Raw genomic sequence first — 21476 nt, 5'->3', positions numbered from 1 at the left:
CTCCGGTACACGACAAGTTTGACGAAGGAAGACGGGTGATGATCATGCCAACGTACAATGTCCTGGTCGTGGACGACGAAGCGGAAATCCGGGACGCGATCGAGATCTATCTGAAAAGCGAAGACATCCACGTGCTGAAAGCAGGTAACGGGCAGGAGGCCCTGGCGGTTTTGGAGCAGGAAGAGGTTCATCTGATCATCCTGGACATCATGATGCCGCAGATGGACGGATTGAAATCGACGTTTGCCATTCGGGAAAGCAAAAACATCCCGATCATCATGCTGTCGGCCAAATCGGAAGATACCGACAAGATTCTGGGGCTGACCATCGGTGCCGACGATTACGTGACCAAACCGTTCAATCCGCTGGAGCTTGTCGCCCGTGTGAAATCACAGTTGAGGCGATACACCCACCTGGGCAACTACACCGCCCGCGAAGACGAAATCCGGGTGCGGGGACTCGTCTTGAACAAGCGGGAAAAAACCGTGTACGTGGACGGCGAGGAAGCAAGGCTCACCCCTACGGAATACAAGATTTTGGAGCTTTTGATGGAGAACAGGGGCAGGGTCTTTTCGATCGAAGAGATTTACGAAAAAGTGTGGAAGGAGCCCTGCCTGAACGCGGATAACACGGTGGCCGTGCACGTGAGAAGAATTCGCGAAAAAATCGAGATCAACCCGAAAGAACCTCAATATCTCAAGGTGGTGTGGGGCATTGGCTACAAGATTGAAAAATAAATACGGGCCCGTCATCGCGCTGGTCCTGCTTGTCCACCTGTCCGCTCTCGCCTTGCTTGCGGCCGCCGATGTGATCCGGCACCGGGAATACCTGGACAAGGATTACTACTTTCGCAGCCCTTCCTTTCACCAACAGTTGACGGAAGTCGTTAACCTGGCCATAACGGTTCATTTCAAGGAGAAGAATGATCCCAAACTGACCGTGACTGAAAAGGTTGGCGCCGATACGCTGGAGCAAATCCGAGAGACGTTTGCGGCCGATCTCCGGGAGAAAGAAGAGGAGATTAAGGGACGCTATGAGGCCAACATCATGGAGGCGGAGCGCAGCGGCAATCACGCCGAGGCCAGCAGACTCGCGCAGGCGCGCGATCAGGAACTGGCCCGAGTGAAGCAGGAAAATCAAAAGCAGATGGATGAGCGAATCATGACATTGGCAGCCGCCCGGGATCAGGAGTATGAACAGGCGAAAAAAGCGTTGGCCGTCAGAGGCGACACCATCAAATACTACATCAAGGATCGGAATACGGGCGAGGTATACACCAACCATTCCTACGACCTCAACATCATCAGGAACCTGCAGAAAAAGGCGGCCTATTCGATCCATTTCCCACTGGCTTCGCCGAGCGATTACCAGATACAGCAGGCAAATGAATTCTTTCTCGCCAACAATCTCGAGGGGTATTTGATTATCCCTCAAGCGGCCGCGGGTTACTCCCGGTTTCAAGACGATTACGCCTATGCACTCGGCATACGGGAGCGACTGCTGAACGAATGTATCCTGTTGGCCGTAAGTGTTATTGCGGCAGTTGGACTCTTCGTTTATCTGCGGAAGCGCAGTCCGTTGGATTTTCCGCTTGCCGACAGATGCGCCTCCTTGTTGCGGCGGGTTCCCCTCGATGCAAGAGGCGCGACAGTTCTCGCGGTCGGGCTGGTCACACTGAGCTGGGTCAGGGACGAATCGTTCTTCTATTTTCCCATCGGCCTGGAACATGTGACGACGCTTTCCTTTACGGCGGCATGCATCGCCTATCTGGGGCTAAACGCAAAAGAGGCATGGCGTTTGATAAACGACCACACGCTCCTCCGGCAGCAATGGGAGTCCAGCTTGTATCGAAAATTCCGCACGCTTCTGGCAGAGAGCTTCGCCAATCGATCCGTATTTTTCAAGGCCAGCCTCGTCTTTGTGCTGACGATCGGCCTGGGAACGGGCATGGGTTTTGTTCTGATAGGCCTTCATTATGGATCGGAGCGGCTGTTTTTGGTGGGGGCATGCTATTCGCTGCTTTACCTTGCAGCCGTGCTGCCGTACATCCTCCGCCGGGTCGCCCTGCTGAACAACATTCTCCGGGGGGCGGACGAAATGGCGGCCGGCAATCTGGATTCTCTCATCGAGGAGCGCGGCAAAGGGAATCTCGCCCATCTGGCCCGCTGCCTGAACAATATCAAGCTGGGACTGGGCCACGCCCTGGAAAGCCAGATGAAGAGCGAGCGCCTCAAAACGGAGCTGATCAGCAACGTTTCGCACGATTTGAAAACGCCGCTCACCTCCATCGTCAACTACGTGAATCTGCTGAAACGCCCCGATCTGTCGCCGGAAGAGGTCAGCAGCTACGTCAATGTGCTGGAACGCAAAACCCACAGGCTGAAGGTGCTGATCGACGACCTCTTTGAAGCGTCCAAAATGGCGAGCGGGTCCGTCGAGCTGCATATGGAGCGGGTCAATGTGGCCGCCCTGCTCAATCAGGCCCTGGCGGAGTTCAGCGATGCCATCGCCGAATCCTCGTTGACGTTCCGGGTTCAGACGGAGAAGCCGCACATCCACGCGCTGGCCGACGGGAAAAAAACCTGGCGGGTCTTTGAAAATCTCATCGGCAACGTCCTAAAGTACGCGCTGCCCCACACCAGGGTCTACATTTCGCTGACCGAACAGGCGAACAGCGTCGTGCTGACGATGAAAAACGTCTCCGCCTACGAGATTGAGTTTGACCCGGACGAACTGTTTGAACGCTTCAAACGAGGCGACCAATCGCGCCACACGGAAGGCTCCGGTCTGGGACTGGCCATCGCCAAAAGCATCATGGAACTGCAGGGAGGGCGGCTGGCCATCGAGCTGGACGGCGATCTGTTCAAAGTGATCGTCGAGTTTCAAAAGGCGTGACGAAGGGGGCATCTTGATGCCCCCTGCTTGCTATTCTTTCGGATGAATCATGTTCTCCGGCCGAACGATCCGGTCGAACTCCTCCGCCGTCAACATCCCGCTTTTGACCGCCGCCTCCCGCAGCGTGATCCCTTCCTGGTGGGCCAGCTTCGCGACGGTCGCCGCCTTTTCGTAGCCGATGTGCGGGTTCAGCGCGGTGACCAGCATCAGCGAGCGTTCCAGATTCCGCTCGATCACCGGCCGGTTCGGTTCGATTCCGACTGCGCAGTTGTCGCAAAACGAGCGCATGGCGTCAGCCAGCAGCCGGGCTGATTGCAGGAAATTGTAGATGATCACCGGCTTGAACACGTTCAGCTCAAAGTTGCCCTGGCTGGAAGCAAATCCGATCGCCGCGTCGTTGCCCATCACCTGGCAGACGACCATCGTGAGCGCTTCGCTCTGCGTCGGATTCACCTTGCCGGGCATGATGGAGCTGCCCGGCTCATTGGCCGGAATCGTGATCTCGCCGATGCCGGAGCGCGGACCGCTGGCCAGCCACCTGACGTCGTTGGCGATTTTCATCAGATCGGCGGCAAGCGCTTTGAACGCGCCGTGGACGTAAACCAGCTCATCGTGGCTGGTCAAGGCGTGGAACTTGTTGACCGCAGAGACAAAACGCTTCCCCGTCAGCCTGCTGATCTCTTCCGCCACCATTTCGCCGAACCGGGGATGAGCGTTGATGCCGGTGCCGACGGCCGTGCCGCCGATCGCCAGCTCCCGGAGGTATTCCGCGCTCTCCGTGATCATCCGTTCGCTTTTTTCCAGCATGCGGTGCCAGCCGCTGATCTCCTGTCCCAGCGTCAGCGGGGTGGCGTCCTGCAGATGGGTGCGGCCGATCTTGATCACGTCCCGGTACTCCTCGCTCTTCTGGCGCAGCGTTTCCTTGAGGGCGGCCAGAGCGGGCAGCACCTGGTCTTCGACGGCGATCAGCCCGGCGACGTGCATCGCCGTCGGAAACGTGTCATTGGAGCTTTGCGCCTTGTTGACATCGTCGTTGGGATGGACCCGCAGGGCGCTTCCCCGCTGCTCCAGAAGCTGGTTGGCCCGGTTGGCGATCACTTCGTTCACGTTCATGTTGGACTGCGTGCCGCTGCCGGTCTGCCACACCACCAGGGGAAAATGCTCGTCCCACTTCCCCTGCAGCACCTCATCGGCCGCCGCCGCGATGGCCTCCGCCTTCTCGCTGTCCAGTTTGCCCAGCCGCTGATTGACCAAAGCCGCGCTTTTCTTCAATACGGCAAACACCCGAATGATCTCCCGGGGCATCCGTTCCGTGCCGATCCGGAAGTTCTGGTAGCTGCGCTGCGTCTGCGCCCCCCACAGTTTGTCCGCGGGCACCCTCATTTCTCCCAGGGTATCCCTTTCGATTCTGTACTCCATGCGGCTTCCTCCTTAATGGGATATGCACAGTATATGATGTCCAACGCGCCTTTTTTCTCATGTTTCAACGCCTGCCCGGAATCTGCCGTCTCCCCCTTCTCCCCCGTTACGGTATAATAAGCGTAGACGAATGACAGGAGACTTCCGCGATGATGATCTTGATCTTGCTGGCCATCTGGGCCTTCGGGTTATTTGTCCTGTTTACCGATCCGAAAAGCACGTCCGCCCGCTGGGGGAGCGCGACCGCGTTTGTCGGGGGAGGCGGCTTTTTCTCCGCCGTAATCGACGAGACGCTGTATCCGCTGATGCAGGATTACGCGGCCCGCTATCCGGCGCTGGCGTTTTTGCTGCTGTTCACCAGCCGAAGCGCCTCCTTTCTCTGTCAGGTGGGGCTGCCGTACACGTATCTCATGTTCGCCGTCCACTCCGGCGATTGGTTCACGCGCAAGACGAAGCGGCTGATTCAGTACGCCGCCCTCGTCCCGCCGCTGGTCATGTGGGCGATCACCCCGATCTACCCGGTGCTGGCGTTCAACTACTGGATCATGGTCGCCTGGGTCTTTCCCTATTTCATCGCGGCCAGTCTGATGCTCGTGCTGCTGTACCGGAAGGAAAAGGACCCGCTCGTCAAAAAGAGCCGTCTGTTTACCAACATGCTCGTCATCATTCCCCTGCTGTTCGTGTTCATCCTGATCTACGTGATGCGGACGCAAAACCTGTACGACGCCTGGCGGTACAACAGCCTGGTCGTCGGAATTCAGTTTTTTCTGATTTTAATCATCAGTGTGAAGTACGGGTTTCTCGGCGTGAAGCTGCGCGTGGAAAAGCGGCGCCTGGACAGCACGCTCAGGGCGATGACCTCCGGGGCGCAGATCGTCAACCACACGATCAAGAACGAAGTGGGCAAAATCCTGCTCTACGCCGACCGGATTCAATCCCGCGCCGCCGAGACCAACCAGCCGGCCCTGCAGGAAGACGCGCGGATTTTGACCCAATCGGCCCAGCATATTCTGAATATGGCCAACCGGATTCAGGGACAACTGCAGGACATCGTGCTGCGCGAGGAAACGGTAAACCCCGGCGAAGTGATTGCCCAGGTGCTGCACATGCTGAAGCCTGGTGCCGACAAGCAGCACGTCCAGATCGTCACCGAGCTGGACGAGACGCTGCGGCTCACCTGTGATCCGGTGCAGCTCCGGGAGATTCTCACCAACCTCTGCATGAATGCCCTGGAGGCGATGAAAGCGGGCGGCACGCTCACGCTGCAGATGTTCTTGTCCAACAAGCACCTGGTCATCGCGGTGGCCGACACGGGCGTGGGCATTGCCCAGGAGCATCTGCCCTACGTGTTCGACCCGTTTTTTTCCACCAAGAAGACCGGCCAAAACTTCGGCCTGGGGCTGTCCTACTGCTACAACGTGATGCAGAAGCACCAGGGCATGATGGAGATATACAGCGTCAAGGACCAAGGTACGACCGTGTTTTTGTTCTTCCCGCGCAGACGTGTCGCGCGAGCCGGCAGAGCGGAGGCCTAGGAGGTGAAAACGATGGAAAAAATCCGCGTGTTTCTCGTGGAGGACGACCCGGCCTGGCGAACAGGCCTGGCCGATTATCTCAACCGGGAAGCCGACATCGCCGTCGTCGGCGAAGCCGGGTCCAAGGAAGAGGCGATCGAGCGGTTTGAACGCTGCGAAGCCGACGTGGTCCTGATGGACATCAATTTGAGCGAAAACAATCTGGACGGTATCGACACCGCGCTTGCCTTCGCCGACATGCGGGACGACTGCTGCATCATCATGCTGACCTCCCTGACGGCGCAAGACGTGATCGTCGAGTCCTTTTCCGCGGGTGCCGTCAATTACATCAGCAAGGCAAACTTCAAGGAGATCCCCGATGCCATCCGGGCGGCCCACCACCGCCAATCGGCGATCCACCCCACCGCGGCCGCCGCTTTGCGCAGCGAGTTTCGGCGCTTGAAACAGGAAGAGGCCCAAAAGCTGCTCTCCCCGGCGGAGAAAGACATCCTGCGGCTGATCGACCAGGGCCGCACCCAGTCCCAGATTGAACAGACCCTGCACATCACCAGGCGGACGATCAAAAATCACATCAACCGCATTTTGAAAAAAATGGGCGTCAAAACAAGCAAGGAAGCGGCCGCCAAAGCGAAGCAGAAAAAGATGCTCTGAGGCGCGTCCACCATGCCCCCAGCAGGTGTTATGACCAGGTACCAATGAAAGTTGGTACTTTTTTTGCCGGGGCCACTCCTTAGAATGAAAGCTGCAAGCACTTATTTTTTCGTAAAGGTGTGGTCCGTAATGGCACTCATGTATGGATTCGTCAAGTGGATTCTTTATCTCTGGTTCCGCCCCCGCTTCCGGGGCCTCGACAAACTGGACGTCTCCCGGCCCTGCATCATCATCCCCAACCACGTCTCGCTCCTGGACGCGGTCCTGCTGGCCTTTGTCCTGCCGTCCACCACCACTTTTGTGGCCAACACCGAAATCGCCAAAAGATTCGCCTTTTTCCTTCGCTTCCGCAAGCACGTTACGGTCGACCCGCTCAACCCCTACTCGATTCGGCACATGCTGCGGGTGCTCAAAAACGGTGAATCGCTGGTGATTTTTCCGGAAGGACGGATCACCACCACCGGCGGCCTGATGAAAATCTACAGCGGCGTCGGCTATCTGGCCATGCGCACCGGCGCTCCCGTCTATCCGGTCATCATCCAGGGGCTGGAACGGTCGGTGTTCTCCTATCTGAAAGGCAAAGTGCGGATCGCCTGGTTCCCGAAAGTGACCATCACGGTCGGCACGCCGTTCACCCTGCAGAAGAACGAACACGAATCGATGCGCGAGCAGAAGGCGGCGGCGAGCGACTTGATCCTGCGCACGCTGCAGACCGAGCTGTTCCGGGCGCGGATGAAGCAGGACGTCAACCTGTTTGACGAAGTGCTGGAAGCGGCCCGCATCCACGGCGCCAGGCAGATGATCGCCAAGGATCTGACTTCCTCCGTCAGCTACCGCACCCTGCTGATCGCCAGCTACCTGCTCGGCGACAAGTGGAACACGCTCTTGGCCGGCAAACGGACCGTCGGCGTGCTCCTGCCCAACTCGGTCGGTCATCTGGTCACCCTGCTCTCCCTGTTTCGGGTGGGAATCACCCCCGCGATCCTGAATTTCTCGCTCGGCGTCCGGTCACTCCTGGACTGCTGCGAGACGGCGGGCATCCACACGGTCCTGACCTCCCGCGTGTTTATCGAAAAAGGGAAGCTGGAGCATCTGATCCAGGGCCTTTCCGAGCGCGTCGCGATCATCTACCTGGAGGATGTGAAAGCCTCCGCGACCACCGGCAACAAGCTCACCGCCCTTTTCCGCTACCTAACCGGCCAGCGGTCGCAGGCAGGCGCCAACGAACTGATCCTGTTCACCTCGGGCAGCGAAAGCAAACCGAAAGGCGTCGTCCTGACGCACACCAATGTGTACGCCAATATCCAGCAGGTGACCAGCGTGATTGACATCACCGCCCGCGACAAGATTTTCAACGCGCTGCCGATGTTTCACAGCTTTGGGCTGACGGCAGGCACCCTGCTTCCGGTCGTCGCCGGGGTCCCCGTCTTTCTGTACCCCAGCCCGCTGCATTACAAGGTGATTTCCGAACTGTGCTACGACCAGAATGCGACGATCCTGTTCGGCACTTCCACCTTCCTGGCCGGGTACGGCAAAGCCGCCCATCCCTACAACTTCTATTCGCTCCGCTACGTCTTCGCCGGTGCGGAGAAGCTGAAACCGGATGTCCGGCAGTTGTGGATGGAGAAATTCGGGGTGCGAATTTTTGAAGGCTACGGCGCCACGGAGACATCTCCGATCCTGTCGCTCAATACGCCGCTGGCCAACAGGCCGGGTACCGTCGGACGGCTGCTGCCTGGCATCGAATCCCGTCTGGAGCCGGTGGAAGGCATCGCCCGAGGCGGCCATCTGCTGGTCAAAGGGCCCAACGTGATGAAAGGGTACCTGATTCACGGCAAGGGTTTCCTCCCGGCAGACGACTGGTACCCGACAGGCGATCTGGTGGAACAGGATGCCGACGGCTTTCTCACGATCCAGTCGCGGTTGAAGCGCTTCGCCAAAATCGCCGGCGAGATGGTCTCGCTCAACCTGGTGGAAGAATTGGCCGCCCAGTGTTTCGGCCACTCCGAGCTGGCCGCCATCGCCGTCAGCGACCCGCGCAGGGGCGAAAAAATCGTACTGTACACGACCGACGAATCCGTGCGCACGGACCGGCTGCGGGCGTACCTGGCGGAGAAGCAGTTTTCTCCCCTGCTGCTGCCGTCCGTCGTGCACGTCATCAAACAACTGCCGCTCCTGGGCAGCGGCAAAACCGATTACGTCGCGCTGAAACAGTTGGCCGAACAAGGGAGGAACGCGTCGTGAAGACGAAATGGCAGCCGCTTCAGGCCCTGTACGTTACGCAGTTTTTGTCCGCGTTTGCCGACAACATGATTTTGTTTGTGATCGCCAATCTGCTGCGGGAGAACGGCTTTTCTCCCGCGATGCTCGCACTCGTCTCGATGTCGTTTTTCCTGCCGTACATCGTCCTCGCCCCGGTCGTCGGCCCGTTTGCCGACAAGCATCCCAAATCGGTGGTGCTGGTGATCGGCAACCTGATCAAGGCGCTCGGCGTCCTGCTGCTGCTGGTGACCGACCACGCCAGCATCCTGATGCTGATGCTCAGCTACTTCACGGTCGGGGTGGGGGCTGTCGTCTACTCCCCGGCCAAGTACGGGATTCTGCCGGAGCTGACGCACAGCGAAGACGACCTGTTCCGCGCCAACGCGCAAATCGAAGCGTACACGATCATCGCCATTTTGACCGGGATCGGCGGCGGAGGGGCCATCGCCTCGATGACGCCTCCCCTGATCTCCTCGTTGATCTGCATGGCCCTGTACGTCTGTTCCGTGGCGATGACGTTTTTTATCCCGCGCCTCCACGGCAACCCCCGGATTCGCTACGGCGCGGAGGCGCGGCGGTTCTTCCACAACTTCCGGCAGTTGATGGGACGGCCGGAGACCAGCTTCTCCCTGATCGGCACCGGCGCGTTCTGGATGAGCTCGGCCGTTCTGCGGGTCGCGGTGCTAGCCTGGATTCCCGCCGCGCTCTGCATCCATCCGGAGAGCTTTTCCGTCTCGCTGATCCTGGCCACCACCTCGATCGGGATCATCTTCGGCGCGTTTCTCGCGCCCCGGCTGATCCCGCTGAACCGGTTCTACCGTTCGGTTGTCTACGGATTCGGCATGTTCCTGCTGATTCTGCTGTTCCCCTGGTTTCACGTCACGGCGATCGCCATCCTGTTCCTGCTTTTGGTCGGCTTCATGGGCGGCGTGTTTATCGTCCCGATGAACACCGTCCTGCAGGAGGAAGGAAAAAAGGTCGTCGGTACCGGGCAGACGATCGCGATCCAGAATTTCGTCGAAAACATCCTCATGCTGGTCGGCTCCGGCCTCTACTACATCATCGTCTACCTCGGCGCCTCCGTATCGGCCGCAATCGTGGCACAGGGGCTCCTGCTGCTGATCTTTCTGCTCTATCTCAACGGTCAGACGAAGCGGCTTGCCCGCGGCCGGGCGGAAAGCAGCGCGGGCCTGTAATGGGAAAAGCCGTGACGCGCTTCGTGTCACGGCTTTTTGCTGTGCGGGCGGCGTGTTCACACACCGGCCTTCTCATTGGCGTACGCCTGCAAGCACGCCAAAAACATCGCGCCGTACTTCTCAAACTTCGACTCGCCGACGCCTTTGACGCCAAGCATCGCCCGTTTGTCGGTCGGACACAGCCGGCTCATCTCCTGCAAGGTGCTGTCGTGGAAGATGACGTAGGGCGGCACGCCTTCGCGCTGGGAAATCTCCTTGCGAAGCCGCCGCAGCCGTTCAAACAGCTCGTCGTCGTCTTCCCGCCTGGAGGGGCGAACCCATACCTTTTGCCACACCTTCTCTTCCCCTCTCAGCACGGGGATCGCTTTTTCCGCCAGCGTCACGACCGGATATCGGCTTTCCGTCATGCCCAGATATCCCTCGGCAATCAGCAGATGGATCAGGTCGGCAATCTCCTGCTCCGTGTACTCGCTCATCACCCCATAGGTGGGCAGCTTATCAAAACCAAACTGGGCCACTTTTTTGTTTTTCGAGCCTTTCAATACCTGGGCCGTCAGCGAGACGCCGAAGCGCTCCCTCATCCGCTTGACGCAGGAAAAGATCTTTTGCGCCTCCACCGTGATGTCCGCCAGTTCCGCCTCGTTGGTGCAGTTGCCGCATCGGCCGCAGGCCTGCGCCGACGTCTCGCCGAAGTACTGCACGATGTGCTGCAGCAGGCACCGGGGCGTCCGGCAGTAATCGATCATCGCGTACAGCCTTTTGTATTCGGCTTCTTTCCGCTCATCCGCGAGCTGGTTCTGCTCGATCAAAAACGTTTGCGTCTGGATATCCTGCGGGTGAAACAGCAGGATGCACTCGCTCGTGGCGCCGTCCCTGCCCGCCCGTCCGGCTTCCTGGTAGTAGGCTTCCAGATTTTTCGGCATGTTGTAGTGGATCACGTAGCGGACGTTGGACTTGTCGATGCCCATGCCAAACGCGTTGGTGGCAATCATCGTCCGGACGTCGTCAAACAGAAACGCCTCCTGGTTGCCCGCCCGCTCCGCTTCACTCAGGCCGGCGTGGTAGCGGGTGACGGACAACCCTCGCTCCCGCAGGTACTCGTACAGCCCGTCCACCTCTTTGCGGGTCGCCGCATAGACGATGCCGGCCTGCTCCGGATGGGCCCGCAGATAGTCCAGCACAAAGCGGCGGCGGTCCTCACCTTTGCGCACGGACAAGACCAGGTTGTCCCGGGCGAAGCCGGAGATGAAGACGGCTTCGTCCCGCAGCCCGAGCAGCCGGCGGATGTCCTCCGTCACTTCGGGCGTAGCCGTAGCCGTCAGCGCCGCCACGACGGGCCGTTTCGGCAGCGATTGGACGAACCGGGCAACCGCCAGATAGCTGGGGCGGAAATCGTGCCCCCACTGCGAGACGCAGTGGGCTTCATCGACCGCGACAAACGACACGGGCAGTTCGTTGGCCCAGGTAAGAAAGTGTTCCGACTCCAACCGCTCCGGCGCCAGATACAGCAGCTTGTACGCCCCTTGGCGGGCGTGCTCCAGCCGGCGGCGCACTTCCGCGTAATCCAGCGTGCTGTTGATCTGGGTGGCGGGAATCCCCGCGCTGACCAGCCCGTCCACCTGGTCTTTCATCAGCGAGATGAGCGGGGAGATGACGATCGTCAGCCCGTCGAACAGCAGGGCCGGGACCTGATAGCAGATGGACTTCCCGCCCCCGGTCGGCATGATGCCCACGGTATCGCGGCCGGACAGCAGGCTGTGGACGATCTGTTTCTGCCCCTCCCGAAACGACGGGTAGCCGAAGTGCTTGTGCAGGATGTCTTCCGCTTGTTTCAACAACGTGATCCACCCCTTTACTTTTCATGAGTCTGCGCAAAAAAGCATCCGAGAGCGCTTGGGGACTGCTCTCGGATTGCTTATACCATGCGAGACAGGGATAAAAACAGCTACGTCGCTTTGACCGTCCGCCGCTGCATCAGAAGCAGCCGGCCGAACAAAAACACGGCGCCCGCAGCCAGGCCGGCGATCAGGCCGATCCAATACCCGAACGCGGCCAGGGAGGTGTAGTTGGCCAAGAGATAGCCGAGCGGCAGGCCAATCACCCAGTAGGAGACAAGCGCGGCGACGAACGGGACCGTCACGTCCTTGTACCCGCGCAAAATGCCCTGGATCGGGGCAGCCACCGCGTCCGACAGGAGAAACAGAATCGAGTACATCAGGAACTGCTGCGTAAGCTGAAGCACGTCCGGGTCGGTCGTGTAAAAGCCGGCCACCTGTTCGCTAAACAGGAACAGCCCGACGGCGAACAAGCTCGCCATCACCAGGGCGATCCCGATTCCCAGGTAGCTGTACTGGCGCGCGTCCCGGAACCGTTCCGCCCCCACTTCAAACCCGACCACGATGGTGAGCGCCATGGAGATGCTCAGCGGCACCATGTAAATAAACGAAGCGAAATTCATCGCCGCCTGGTGAGCCGCGATCGTGACCGTGTTGAACTGGCTCATCAGCAGCGTGACGGCGGCAAAAATGCTCACCTCGAAAAAGATCGAGAAGCCGATCGGCACGCCCAGCCGGAGCAGCTCTTTCCACGCGGGCAAGGACACGCGGAACAGCCGCGAAAACATCCTGTATTCGGTAAACGGCTCGACGCGATGCACCACGTACAAGCTGATCAGGGCAATGCACCAATAGGTGATGGCCGATGCCACCCCCGCACCGACGCCCCCGAGCCGGGGAAACCCGAAATTCCCGAAAATGAGCACGTAGTTCAGCGCGACGTTGATCGGCAGGGAAATCAGCGTAATGACCATCGTCACCCGCGTCATGCCGAGCGCGTCGATAAAACAGCGCAGCACGGTGTAGACAAACATGGGCACGATGCCAAACGACAGCGCGATCAGGAATCGCCGGGCAATGTCGCGAACGTCCGTCTCCAGATTCATGCTGTTCAAAATCGGCTGGAGAACCAGCGCGCCGCACAGGATGACGGCGACGGCGATCACGACGGACAAATAGAGCGCCTGCATGACCGTAAACGGCACCTGATCCTTCCGCATGGCGCCGACCAGTTGGGCCACCATCGGCGTCACCGCCAGCAGGATACCGGTCAGCCCCGACTGAATCGGGACCCAGATGCTCGACCCGATCGCCACGCCCGCCAGATCGACGGGACTGGCGTGGCCCGACATGATGGTGTCAAAGAAGGTCATGGCAAACAGGGCCAACTGCGAGACCAGAATCGGCAGCAGAACGGACAGGAACTGACGCAGTTTTTCTTGGAGCGTGTGCGTTTGATGCATGGTTTGTTCATCCTCCGAAAACGGCAGACGCGGCGAAATCGATCCGCCCCGCTCTCATCCAAAAGATGGCTCCGCTCTATTCTACCATGCGATCCCGTCCGCGTCCGCATATGAATAACGCCGGGGGCACACAATATCACTGGCAACAACGACAAGGAGGGCAGGACGATGAATAAACAACGGGCAAAAGAAATTGCCGCTTCCCCCGTCATGGCAAACGTGACCTGCGACGGCACTCCCGTCTACATCCAGCATGTCGATGAACAGAACGAAACGGCCCGCATCTATCCCCTGGGTGAGCCGGAAAAGGAACAGACGGTGCCGTTGAATCGTTTGATTGAGCATTAAGATAGGCAAAGAACGAAGAAACCTCCGGATAAGGAGGTTTCTTCGTTGCAGATTGCAGACAAACTCCCTCGTTGCCATTGCAGTCGAGGGAGTTTTTGTCCTGTATGTATTCGAAAATGAAGCGAAAATGAAAGGCATTGTGCCTCCCTTTGCCTGACTTCCATAGCCAATTGGCCAGTTTTTTTAAATTCATACAAGCAAAGACAAGCATCGCCTGCATTGTCACTTTTTTCAGTCCTCGTAAAGTGGTCCAACGCAAACCATGCTTCTCCTTTAAATCCGCAAATACGCGCTCAATGGTTTCTTTTCTGCGTGCGTAAAGGCGTTTATTCACTTCGGTATGTCGCAGATGCTCCACTTCGTCTAGGTAATCCGCCCAAATATGACGACTGACTCGCTTCACAGCCTCCCGGCTCTCTGTACACTGGGGGCGGAATGCGCAATGGTTGCATTCGCCTGGGTCGGAACGGTACATACGGTAGCCGTCACGAGTGGTGGTTTCGTAGGTAAGAACCTGTCCGGCAGGACAGATGTAGCAATCAAAGTATTCATCATACACGTATTCATGCTTTCGAAATAACCCTTCCTTCGTGTGAGGACGGGTGTAAGGCATCACGGGGCGAATTCCTTCATCCAACAGGCACTTGCTAATGTAAGGCGTTTTATATCCGGCATCTACTGCCACGGCATCCGGTTTTCCTACGCGTTCCACGGCTTGTTCGAAAACATCCGAAAAGGCCTGACTGTCATGAACGTTAGCCGCCGTTACCACGGCACTAACGACAAAACCATGTTGGTCGCTTGCTGCATGAAACGAATACGCAAACGTCTGCTCTTTTTCGTTTTTGACAAACCAACCGCTGTCGGGGTCAGTACTGCTTTGTTTCACCTCCTTCCAGGCTGTTTCAGTCTTTTTTGGCAATGGCTTCTTTCCATGCTCCACGCGATCCTGGTTCAATTCTTCTTCAAGGAGTTCCTGATACTTCTTCCGCTCTTCTTGGACAAGTTGTTTGATGTATTTGTTCTTGTTCGCACTGGCTTTTACATGGGTGGAATCAATGTACAGGACCGAGGAATCTACAAATCCATGATGGCAAGCCTCCTCGAGAATACGAGTAAAAATCTTTTGAAACAGATCGGTTCCTTGAAATCGCCGTACGTAGTTTTTCCCGAACGTAGTGAAGTGGGGAATCGGTTGTGTAAAGTCGTAACCCAGAAACCACCGATAGGCGATGTTTGTTTCGATCTCTTTGATGGTTTGTCGCATGGAACGGATTCCAAACAGGTACTGGATGAGCACCATTTTGATGAGGACGACGGGGTCAATGCTGGGTCTTCCGTTGTCGAGAGAGTACCGGTCTTTCACCAAGTCGTAGATGAATGAAAAGTCAATGGCATTTTCGATTTTGCGAACGAGATGATCTTGTGGAACCAATTCATCTAACGAGACTACGGATATCTGATAACGACCTTCGGCCTGTTGTTTGTTCAGCATGCTTCCACCTCTACAAAGCGTTGAATGTCATGTTTATTCGACAAAAAAGCGTGTAGACCTTGTACCTTCGGTACTTTGTCTACACGCTGGAACGAAGAAACCTCCGGATAAGGAGGTTTCTTCGTTGTTCGCGGTGAAACGCCAACGGTCATTTGTCTCACCGATGGCAAACAAGTGATCGGCGTAGGGCGTGGGGAGATCACACGGATGCGGCACGATGGATATCAGTGATGATTGATGTATAATCAAAACAAGGATGCTGATGAACGGAACCCATGATGGAAGCGGAGGATCAGAGAAATGCGTGCTGATGAAACCGTGTACTATCGCGAAGTTCAGCGTTTTCGGCAGATATGGCTGTGGGTGATTGTGATTGCCATCGATATCTTGATGGTGTCCACCTTTTCGTACGATTTCTACCAGCGGATTTTTTTGGGAAGAACGGTTGATGAGCCAATGTCCGCGGCGGAAGCGTGGATCACCTGGATGTTGTTGGGTATTGTGCTTCCGTTCCTGATCACCGCGCTGTTCTTGTCCAAACTGGTGGTGGAGGTAACGGAACAGGGGGTGTCAATCCGCTATTTCCCCTTCGTCCGCCGCCGCATCCCCTACGCGGACATTGCGTCGCGTGACGTGTGCCAATTCAGCCCGTTCTGGGATTTTGGCGGATGGGGTATCAGATGGTTTCCCGGCGGATGGGCCTACATCGTCAGCGGAAATCGCGGGGTCAAACTGCGGTTGAACGACAACAAACTGCTGATTATCGGCTCCCACCATCCCGAAAAGCTGGCGGAAGCCATCGCCGAGGCGATGGGAGACAGGCGGGACGGGTGAAAACGGTTCCCGTCCGATCCGGCACGTCCTTCCCCCATGCGCGCGCATGAACGTGATCCCCTCTTGCTTGCAGGCAAACTCCCTCTGCCGGCTGCGGCTGCGAGGGAGTTTGTTCTTGCGCGGTTTACACCATGCCCGGAGACAGTGTCCCCGTCGTCTCGCTGAATGACACCCGCTCTCCCTGCTGAAGCTGATACATGTGATAATAGCGGCCGCCCAGCTTCATCAGCGTCTCGTGGTCTCCCCGCTCCACGATTTCGCCCCGGTCCAGGACGAGAATCAGATCGGCGTGTTTGATCGTCGACAGCCGATGCGCGATGATAAACGTCGTCCGCCCCTTTTTCACCACGTCCAACGCCTCTTGGATGATCGCTTCCGTTTCCGTGTCGATGTTGGAGGTGGCTTCGTCCAGGATCAGGATGGCGGGATCAAATGCAAGCGCGCGGGCAAACGAAATGAGCTGCCGCTGGCCCGCCGACAGGGTGCTGCCTTTTTCCACCACGGGCTCGTCGATGCCGTTGGGCAAATGCTTGAGCAGGCGATCCGCTCCAATCTCGCTCAGCACCTTTTCCACGCGCTCCCGGGAGATGGCAGGATCACCCAGCGACACGTTGGACGCGATCGTTCCCGTAAACAGGAACGGGTCCTGCAGCACGATGCCCATGTGCTCCCGCACGGTCTGCCGGGGCATCTCGCGAATGTCCCGATCGTCGATGGCAATGCGTCCGCGGCTTGCGTCATAAAAACGGAAGAGCAGATTCAGGATGGAGCTTTTCCCGGACCCCGTATGTCCGACCAGCGCCACCGTCTGTCCCGGCATCGCCTCAAACGAAATGCCTTTGAGCACATACTCGTCATCCTTGTAGGCGAACCATACGTCTTCGAAGGTCACTTTCCCCCGGTACCGCTCCATCTTCTGGTCCGAGACGTCTTCGCCCTCCTCGTCGAGCAGGACGAATACCCGCTCTGCGGAGACAAGCGCGGTCTCCAGGTTGGGCAGTTGATTCACAATACCGACAATCGGCTGGAACAGCCGGTTCAGATAATCGACAAACGCATACAGCACGCCGAGCGAGATCGCTCCCTCCGCTCCGGCGATGGAGACGCCGCCAAAATACCAGATCAGCGCCACAAAGGCGATCGTCCGAATTACCCCGACCAGATTGTGGCCGGTCAGGGCGTTCAAGCTGAGCAGCTTGCTCCGGTACGTGAAGTGGCGGGTATTGTACTCCTCGAACTCCCGCTCCGTTTGTTTCTCCCGGCGAAACGCCTTAATCACCGCAATCCCCTGGATCGATTCGTTGATCATGGCGTTGATTTCGCTGACGGTGGAGCGAATGACGCGGTTGTACCGCTTGGCGAACAGCCGGTAGGCGTACATCCACACCGCCAGCACGGGCACGATGAACAGGCAGATCGCCGCCAGCCGGACATCCAGCACGAAAAGCGCGGCAAACACCCCGATCATGTAAATCGAACCGGTAAAAAAGTTGGCCAACACCGATACGTACAGCTCTCGTATCGATTCCGTGTCGTTGGTGATCCGCGACACGACCTTTCCCGCCGGCAGGTTGTCAAAATAGCGGATCGGCAGCCGGTGAATGTGAGCGAACACGTCCGTCCGCATTTTTCGGATGATTCGGTTGGCCGTAGCCTGCAGCAGGTACCGCTGACCGAAACTGAACAGCGCCGAGATGACGAGCAGCCCGAAATAGACCCGGCAGAGGTCAAGCAGCCCGTTCATCTCCGGGCGGAAAAACATGAACATCTCCCCGGCAGTCAGCCTGCGCGCTTCATAGGTCTTCATCTGCTCCCCTTTTGTGATCATCAAGCGCCCGTTTTCCGTGATGGATCGATCGCCGTCAAAAGCAAGCGGGCTTTCGACAAAATAGTAATCCCGGTTCACCTGCAGCACCCTGACCTCCGCACCGCGCGGCTCGTCGGCGGCAAAGCGGTCGGCCCGTTTGTACAGCGTTTCGCCGTACGCGACCGCATACGGCCCTTCCGCCTTCGTCTCGTACCAGGGCTGCTCGATGCCGGAAATGTGCACATCGATCATCCGCTTGGCGATGAGCGGCCCGGCCAGGTCCGTGCCCACGGCGACGGCCAGCATGAGCAGCGCCAGGATCAGCGAGGTTTTGAAATGCAGCGCGTAACGCATCAGCCGCCTGCCTGTCTTGGCCAGGCTGCCGGCGGTCCGGTCCATCTCCAAATCGTACTGTTCCTTCTCCATACTCACGTTTTGTTTCACCCGCTCCCGGTCAGTTTTGCTTCCACTTGCTGGCGTTCAAACTGCTCCTTGTACCAGCCGCCTTGTTCCATAAGCTGATCGTGCGTGCCCCGCTCCACAATCCGTCCCTCGTCGAGCACCAGGATGAGATCGGCGTGTTGAACGGCGGAGAGCCGGTGCGCCGTGATGATCGTCGTTTTGCCGGCACGCGCCCGGCGGATGTTGGCGATGATCTCCGCTTCCGTCCGTGCGTCCACCGCCGACATCGCATCGTCCAGGATGAGAATGGGCGGATCGGCAATCAGCGCCCGCGCGATGGAGACCCGCTGTTTCTGTCCGCCCGAGAGCGCGACGCCTTTTTCCCCGACAAGCGTTTCCAACCCGTGCGGCAGGTAAGCCAAATCCTTTTGGAAGGCCGATGCCGCGATCGCGTCGTCCAACTGCTCCGCTGTCGCGCCGCCATTGCCAAATACAATATTGTTCCTCACCGTTCTTGAGAACAGAAACTGCTCCTGCGGCACATACCCGTACCACGATTTCAGCCGGTCCATGTCGATCCGGTCGATCGGGATGCCGGAGATGGTGACGGACCCTTCTCCCGGCGGATATTCCCGCAGCAATTGCTTGACGAGCGTCGTTTTGCCGCTGCCGGTGCGTCCCACCAGCCCCAGCGTCTGACCTTTTTCCAGGGTAAAGGTCACGTCCTCCAAATTGTTGACGGCAGACGTCGGATAGCGAAACGTCACGTGTTTGAATGCGATCCGTTCGGGACGTTCCACCGCGATCGTCTCCTCCGGTTCGGGAACGTCAGGCGGACAGCCGAGCGTTTCATTGACCCGGTCCAGAGAGGCATTGCCCCGCTGCATCACGTTGATCATCTCGCCGATCGCGAACATCGGCCAAATCAGCATGCCCAGGTACACGTTGAAGGACACCAGCCCGCCGATCGTCAATTCGTTGTGAAAGACCAGGGAGGCCCCGTACCCAAGCCCGATCAGGTAACTGGCCCCGACAAACATCTTGATCGTGGGCTCGAACAGGGAGTCGATCCTGGCGACGGCCAGATTTTTCTCCAGCACGTCCCGGGTCACGTCGGCAAAATGCTTCTCCGCCGCCCGCTCCTGCACGTAGGCCCGGATCACGCGAATGCCCGAGATCGTCTCCAGCACTCCGTCATTCATCTCCCCGAACGCGTCCTGCGCCGCCGTAAACCGCGCATGCATCCATTTCCCGTAAAAACGGATCAGGACCGCCATGATCGGCAGCGGCAAAATGGCCGCCAGCGTCAGCTTCCAGGAGACAAACGCAATCATCGTCACCAGGAGCGTCGCCATCCAAACCGTGGAGTCAATGAACGTCAAAATCCCAAAGCCGGCCGTTTGCGAAATCGCCTGCAGGTCGTTCGTCGCCCGCGCCATCAGGTCACCCGTGCGGTTCCGTTCAAAAAAGGGCGGGCTCATCCTGAGAAAATGGCGCATCAGCCGGGACCGCATCAGCCGCTCCACCACGAACGCCCCTCCAAACAACTGATACATCCACACGTAGGTGATGAGGTACACGACCACCGCGATGCCGACCAGCAAGAGCAGCGTCTGCGTCATCCCTGCCCACGTCAGCGTACCGTGCTGAATGGCGTCAATCGAGCGGCCCACCATCATCGGCGGCATCACCTCCAGGATGCCGACAAAAATGAGCAGCGACACGGCCAGCGTATACCGTTTCCACTCCTGCCTGAAAAACCATCCGAGCTTTCGTATGACCGACAGCATGTTGTTCCCCTCCTCATTCATTTCCAGACAAAAAAGCACACCACTCGGAAGCGGTGTGCTTTGTCACAGCGAGTCAACGATAGGAAAAGCGCATGCCACGAGGGTGCGTGACCTGCGCCTGCTTACGCTTACGCAGCGAAAAGGGCTCGTGTGCACCGTACTGCTCTTCGCGTCAGGAGGGAGGTCACGTCATGAGATATGGAGTTGCGACCGGCATCAAACGGAATCCAAATCCTGATCATGACAGACAGCCTCCTTTCCAGAAAATTTCATCCTTTGCGTATACTGGTACGGTATCACGAATGGATGAATCTGTAAATTGATTTTCCCGTGTTCCCGTGACCGGACATCGCCACTGTTCACTGCCCCGGCAGTTGAGGCGAATGCGAGAACCCCTATCATTTCTTGCTTGTTTCTTGGCATGAACCCCATTATAATGGATTAGTAATAATGATTTTCATTATCAGCGAAAGGTGGCGGCTGAATGGTGAAGCACGTGCGAGCGGAAGAACCAACTTCCATAGCCAAAATCATTCGTGAAAGACGAACGATACGTTCCTTTACGAATGAGCCTGTTACCAAGGAACTGATCATCGATCTTCTCAATGACGCCGTCTGGGCCCCCACTCACGGGTTGAGGCAGCCTTGGCGCTTTCTGTTCGTGTCCACAGACGAAAAGGAACGCTTCATCGAGTATCTTCTTCAGGCCTTTCCGAACGATCAGCAGGACAAGATGCGCACCTATTTTCACGCGCAGGCTTCCGCCTTTTTGATTGTCATCATGTCGGAAGACCCTCGACCGAAACAATGGGAAGAAGACTTTGCGGCATCAGCCGCCATGATCCAGAACTTTCAGCTGCTGGCATGGGAACGGAAACTTGGCGTCGTGTGGAAAACCAACAACCACAACTGGGACCCCAAGGTTCGCCAACTGCTGGGGGTAAAACCCGGAGAGAAAATCGTCGGGTTTCTGCATCTGGGATTTTTCGACAGCGAACAGATTCCGGAACCAAAACCGCGTACGCCCGCTGAAGAGAAACTCACCCTGTTTGAAAATCTGAAGCCATAACACGGAGGAACCTGATGTTGCTTTATTCACGTCAACCATGGATTGGCCTGCTTCTTTGCGCGCTTATCATTGCCCGACTTGATCGTGGCAAGCGATGCTTTTGCCAAAGTCTACGAACAGTTGTCCAAAATTGCGCCAACCGTCATCATCAAGCCCGCTGAAACCAAAGACGGCGTGAAGGATTGGCGGCAAACGTTCATCAAGACGGCTGAAATCGTAGGAAAAGAAGACGAGGCCAAACAAGTCATTGCAGCCTATGAGCAGAAAGCCAAAGACGCACGGGAAAAAATCGCCAAAGCGATCGGCAATGAAACCGTTATGTTCTTGCGTGTAACGGCCAAGGAACTTCGTTATTACGGCGCGAAAAACTTCGATGTGCTGTACAATGACCTGGGGTTACATAAACCTGCGCATTTCCCGGATAACAGCGCAACCTTTCAACCGCTGTTTGCATATTGTGCCTTGTGCCCTTCCA

At 57.6% G+C, this 21476-nt stretch carries 14 protein-coding genes and 2 pseudogenes; 10 read left to right on the top strand and 6 right to left on the bottom strand.

The window, feature by feature from the left end; translation table 11 throughout:
- Positions 1-44 precede the first annotated feature (44 nt).
- Positions 45-737, top strand: coding sequence for a response regulator transcription factor (locus tag A6764_RS01990; protein WP_065067516.1), 693 nt, complete (start codon positions 45-47; stop codon positions 735-737).
- Positions 715-2895, top strand: coding sequence for a sensor histidine kinase (locus A6764_RS01985; RefSeq protein WP_065067508.1), 2181 nt, complete (start codon positions 715-717; stop codon positions 2893-2895). Before A6764_RS01990 ends, A6764_RS01985 begins: the two co-directional genes overlap by 23 nt.
- Positions 2896-2925: 30 nt before the next feature.
- Here A6764_RS01985 and fumC read toward each other — a convergent pair whose 3' ends face one another.
- Complete coding sequence (fumC, locus tag A6764_RS01980) at positions 2926-4314, bottom strand: class II fumarate hydratase (RefSeq protein ID WP_065067509.1); 1389 nt, start codon at positions 4312-4314, stop codon at positions 2926-2928.
- Between the two features lie 149 nt (positions 4315-4463).
- On the opposite strand from fumC, the gene A6764_RS01975 reads away from it, so the two are divergent.
- From A6764_RS01975 to lplT, 4 genes are all read left to right on the top strand, one after another.
- Positions 4464-5849, top strand: a complete 1386-nt coding sequence (locus A6764_RS01975) for a sensor histidine kinase (RefSeq protein ID WP_065067510.1) — start codon at positions 4464-4466, stop codon at positions 5847-5849.
- Between the two features lie 12 nt (positions 5850-5861).
- Positions 5862-6500, top strand: coding sequence for a response regulator (locus A6764_RS01970; RefSeq protein ID WP_065067511.1), 639 nt, complete (start codon positions 5862-5864; stop codon positions 6498-6500).
- 129 nt (positions 6501-6629) lie between these two features.
- A complete protein-coding gene (locus A6764_RS01965) occupies positions 6630-8744 on the top strand; it encodes an AMP-binding protein (protein WP_065067512.1) in 2115 nt (704 codons plus the stop codon).
- Positions 8741-9958 (top strand): lysophospholipid transporter LplT, encoded by a 1218-nt coding sequence (gene lplT / locus A6764_RS01960; protein WP_065067513.1) that lies wholly within the window; start codon positions 8741-8743, stop codon positions 9956-9958. Before A6764_RS01965 ends, lplT begins: the two co-directional genes overlap by 4 nt.
- A gap of 56 nt (positions 9959-10014) precedes the next feature.
- Here lplT and recQ read toward each other — a convergent pair whose 3' ends face one another.
- Both recQ and A6764_RS01950 read right to left on the bottom strand, forming a co-directional pair.
- Entirely contained in the window at positions 10015-11796 is a 1782-nt protein-coding gene (gene recQ / locus A6764_RS01955; protein ID WP_065067514.1) for a DNA helicase RecQ, read from the bottom strand.
- Between the two features lie 107 nt (positions 11797-11903).
- Complete coding sequence (locus A6764_RS01950; protein ID WP_029100509.1) at positions 11904-13256, bottom strand: MATE family efflux transporter; 1353 nt, start codon at positions 13254-13256, stop codon at positions 11904-11906.
- Between the two features lie 168 nt (positions 13257-13424).
- On the opposite strand from A6764_RS01950, the gene A6764_RS01945 reads away from it, so the two are divergent.
- Entirely contained in the window at positions 13425-13604 is a 180-nt protein-coding gene (locus tag A6764_RS01945) for a small acid-soluble spore protein H (protein WP_029100510.1), read from the top strand.
- Positions 13605-13761: 157 nt separating this feature from the next.
- On the opposite strand, the pseudogene A6764_RS01940 reads toward A6764_RS01945, so the two are convergent.
- Positions 13762-15099: pseudogene (locus A6764_RS01940) on the bottom strand (IS1182 family transposase); the annotation flags it as partial.
- Positions 15100-15399: 300 nt separating this feature from the next.
- Here A6764_RS01940 and A6764_RS01935 point away from each other — a divergent pair.
- Positions 15400-15933 carry a hypothetical protein gene (locus tag A6764_RS01935; RefSeq protein ID WP_065067517.1) on the top strand — a complete coding sequence of 178 codons (534 nt, stop codon included), beginning with the start codon at positions 15400-15402 and terminating at the stop codon, positions 15931-15933.
- Positions 15934-16057: 124 nt separating this feature from the next.
- Here the strand turns inward: A6764_RS01935 and A6764_RS01930 are convergent, their stop codons facing one another.
- Positions 16058-18166 carry an ABC transporter ATP-binding protein gene (locus A6764_RS01930; RefSeq protein ID WP_065067522.1) on the bottom strand — a complete coding sequence of 703 codons (2109 nt, stop codon included), beginning with the start codon at positions 18164-18166 and terminating at the stop codon, positions 16058-16060.
- A gap of 14 nt (positions 18167-18180) precedes the next feature.
- Positions 18181-19932 carry an ABC transporter ATP-binding protein gene (locus tag A6764_RS01925; protein ID WP_065067518.1) on the bottom strand — a complete coding sequence of 584 codons (1752 nt, stop codon included), beginning with the start codon at positions 19930-19932 and terminating at the stop codon, positions 18181-18183.
- Positions 19933-20416: 484 nt separating this feature from the next.
- On the opposite strand from A6764_RS01925, the gene A6764_RS01920 reads away from it, so the two are divergent.
- Positions 20417-21001, top strand: coding sequence for a nitroreductase family protein (locus tag A6764_RS01920; RefSeq protein WP_035290211.1), 585 nt, complete (start codon positions 20417-20419; stop codon positions 20999-21001).
- 84 nt (positions 21002-21085) lie between these two features.
- Positions 21086-21340: pseudogene (locus A6764_RS22325) on the top strand (ABC transporter substrate-binding protein); the annotation flags it as partial.
- Positions 21341-21476: the final 136 nt, after the last annotated feature.

Source organism: Brevibacillus sp. WF146 (assembly GCF_001673705.2).
Lineage (GTDB): Bacteria > Bacillota > Bacilli > Brevibacillales > Brevibacillaceae > Brevibacillus > Brevibacillus thermoruber.
Note: the sequence above shows the minus strand (reverse complement) of the source record. Positions and strands in the feature narration are given on the sequence as shown.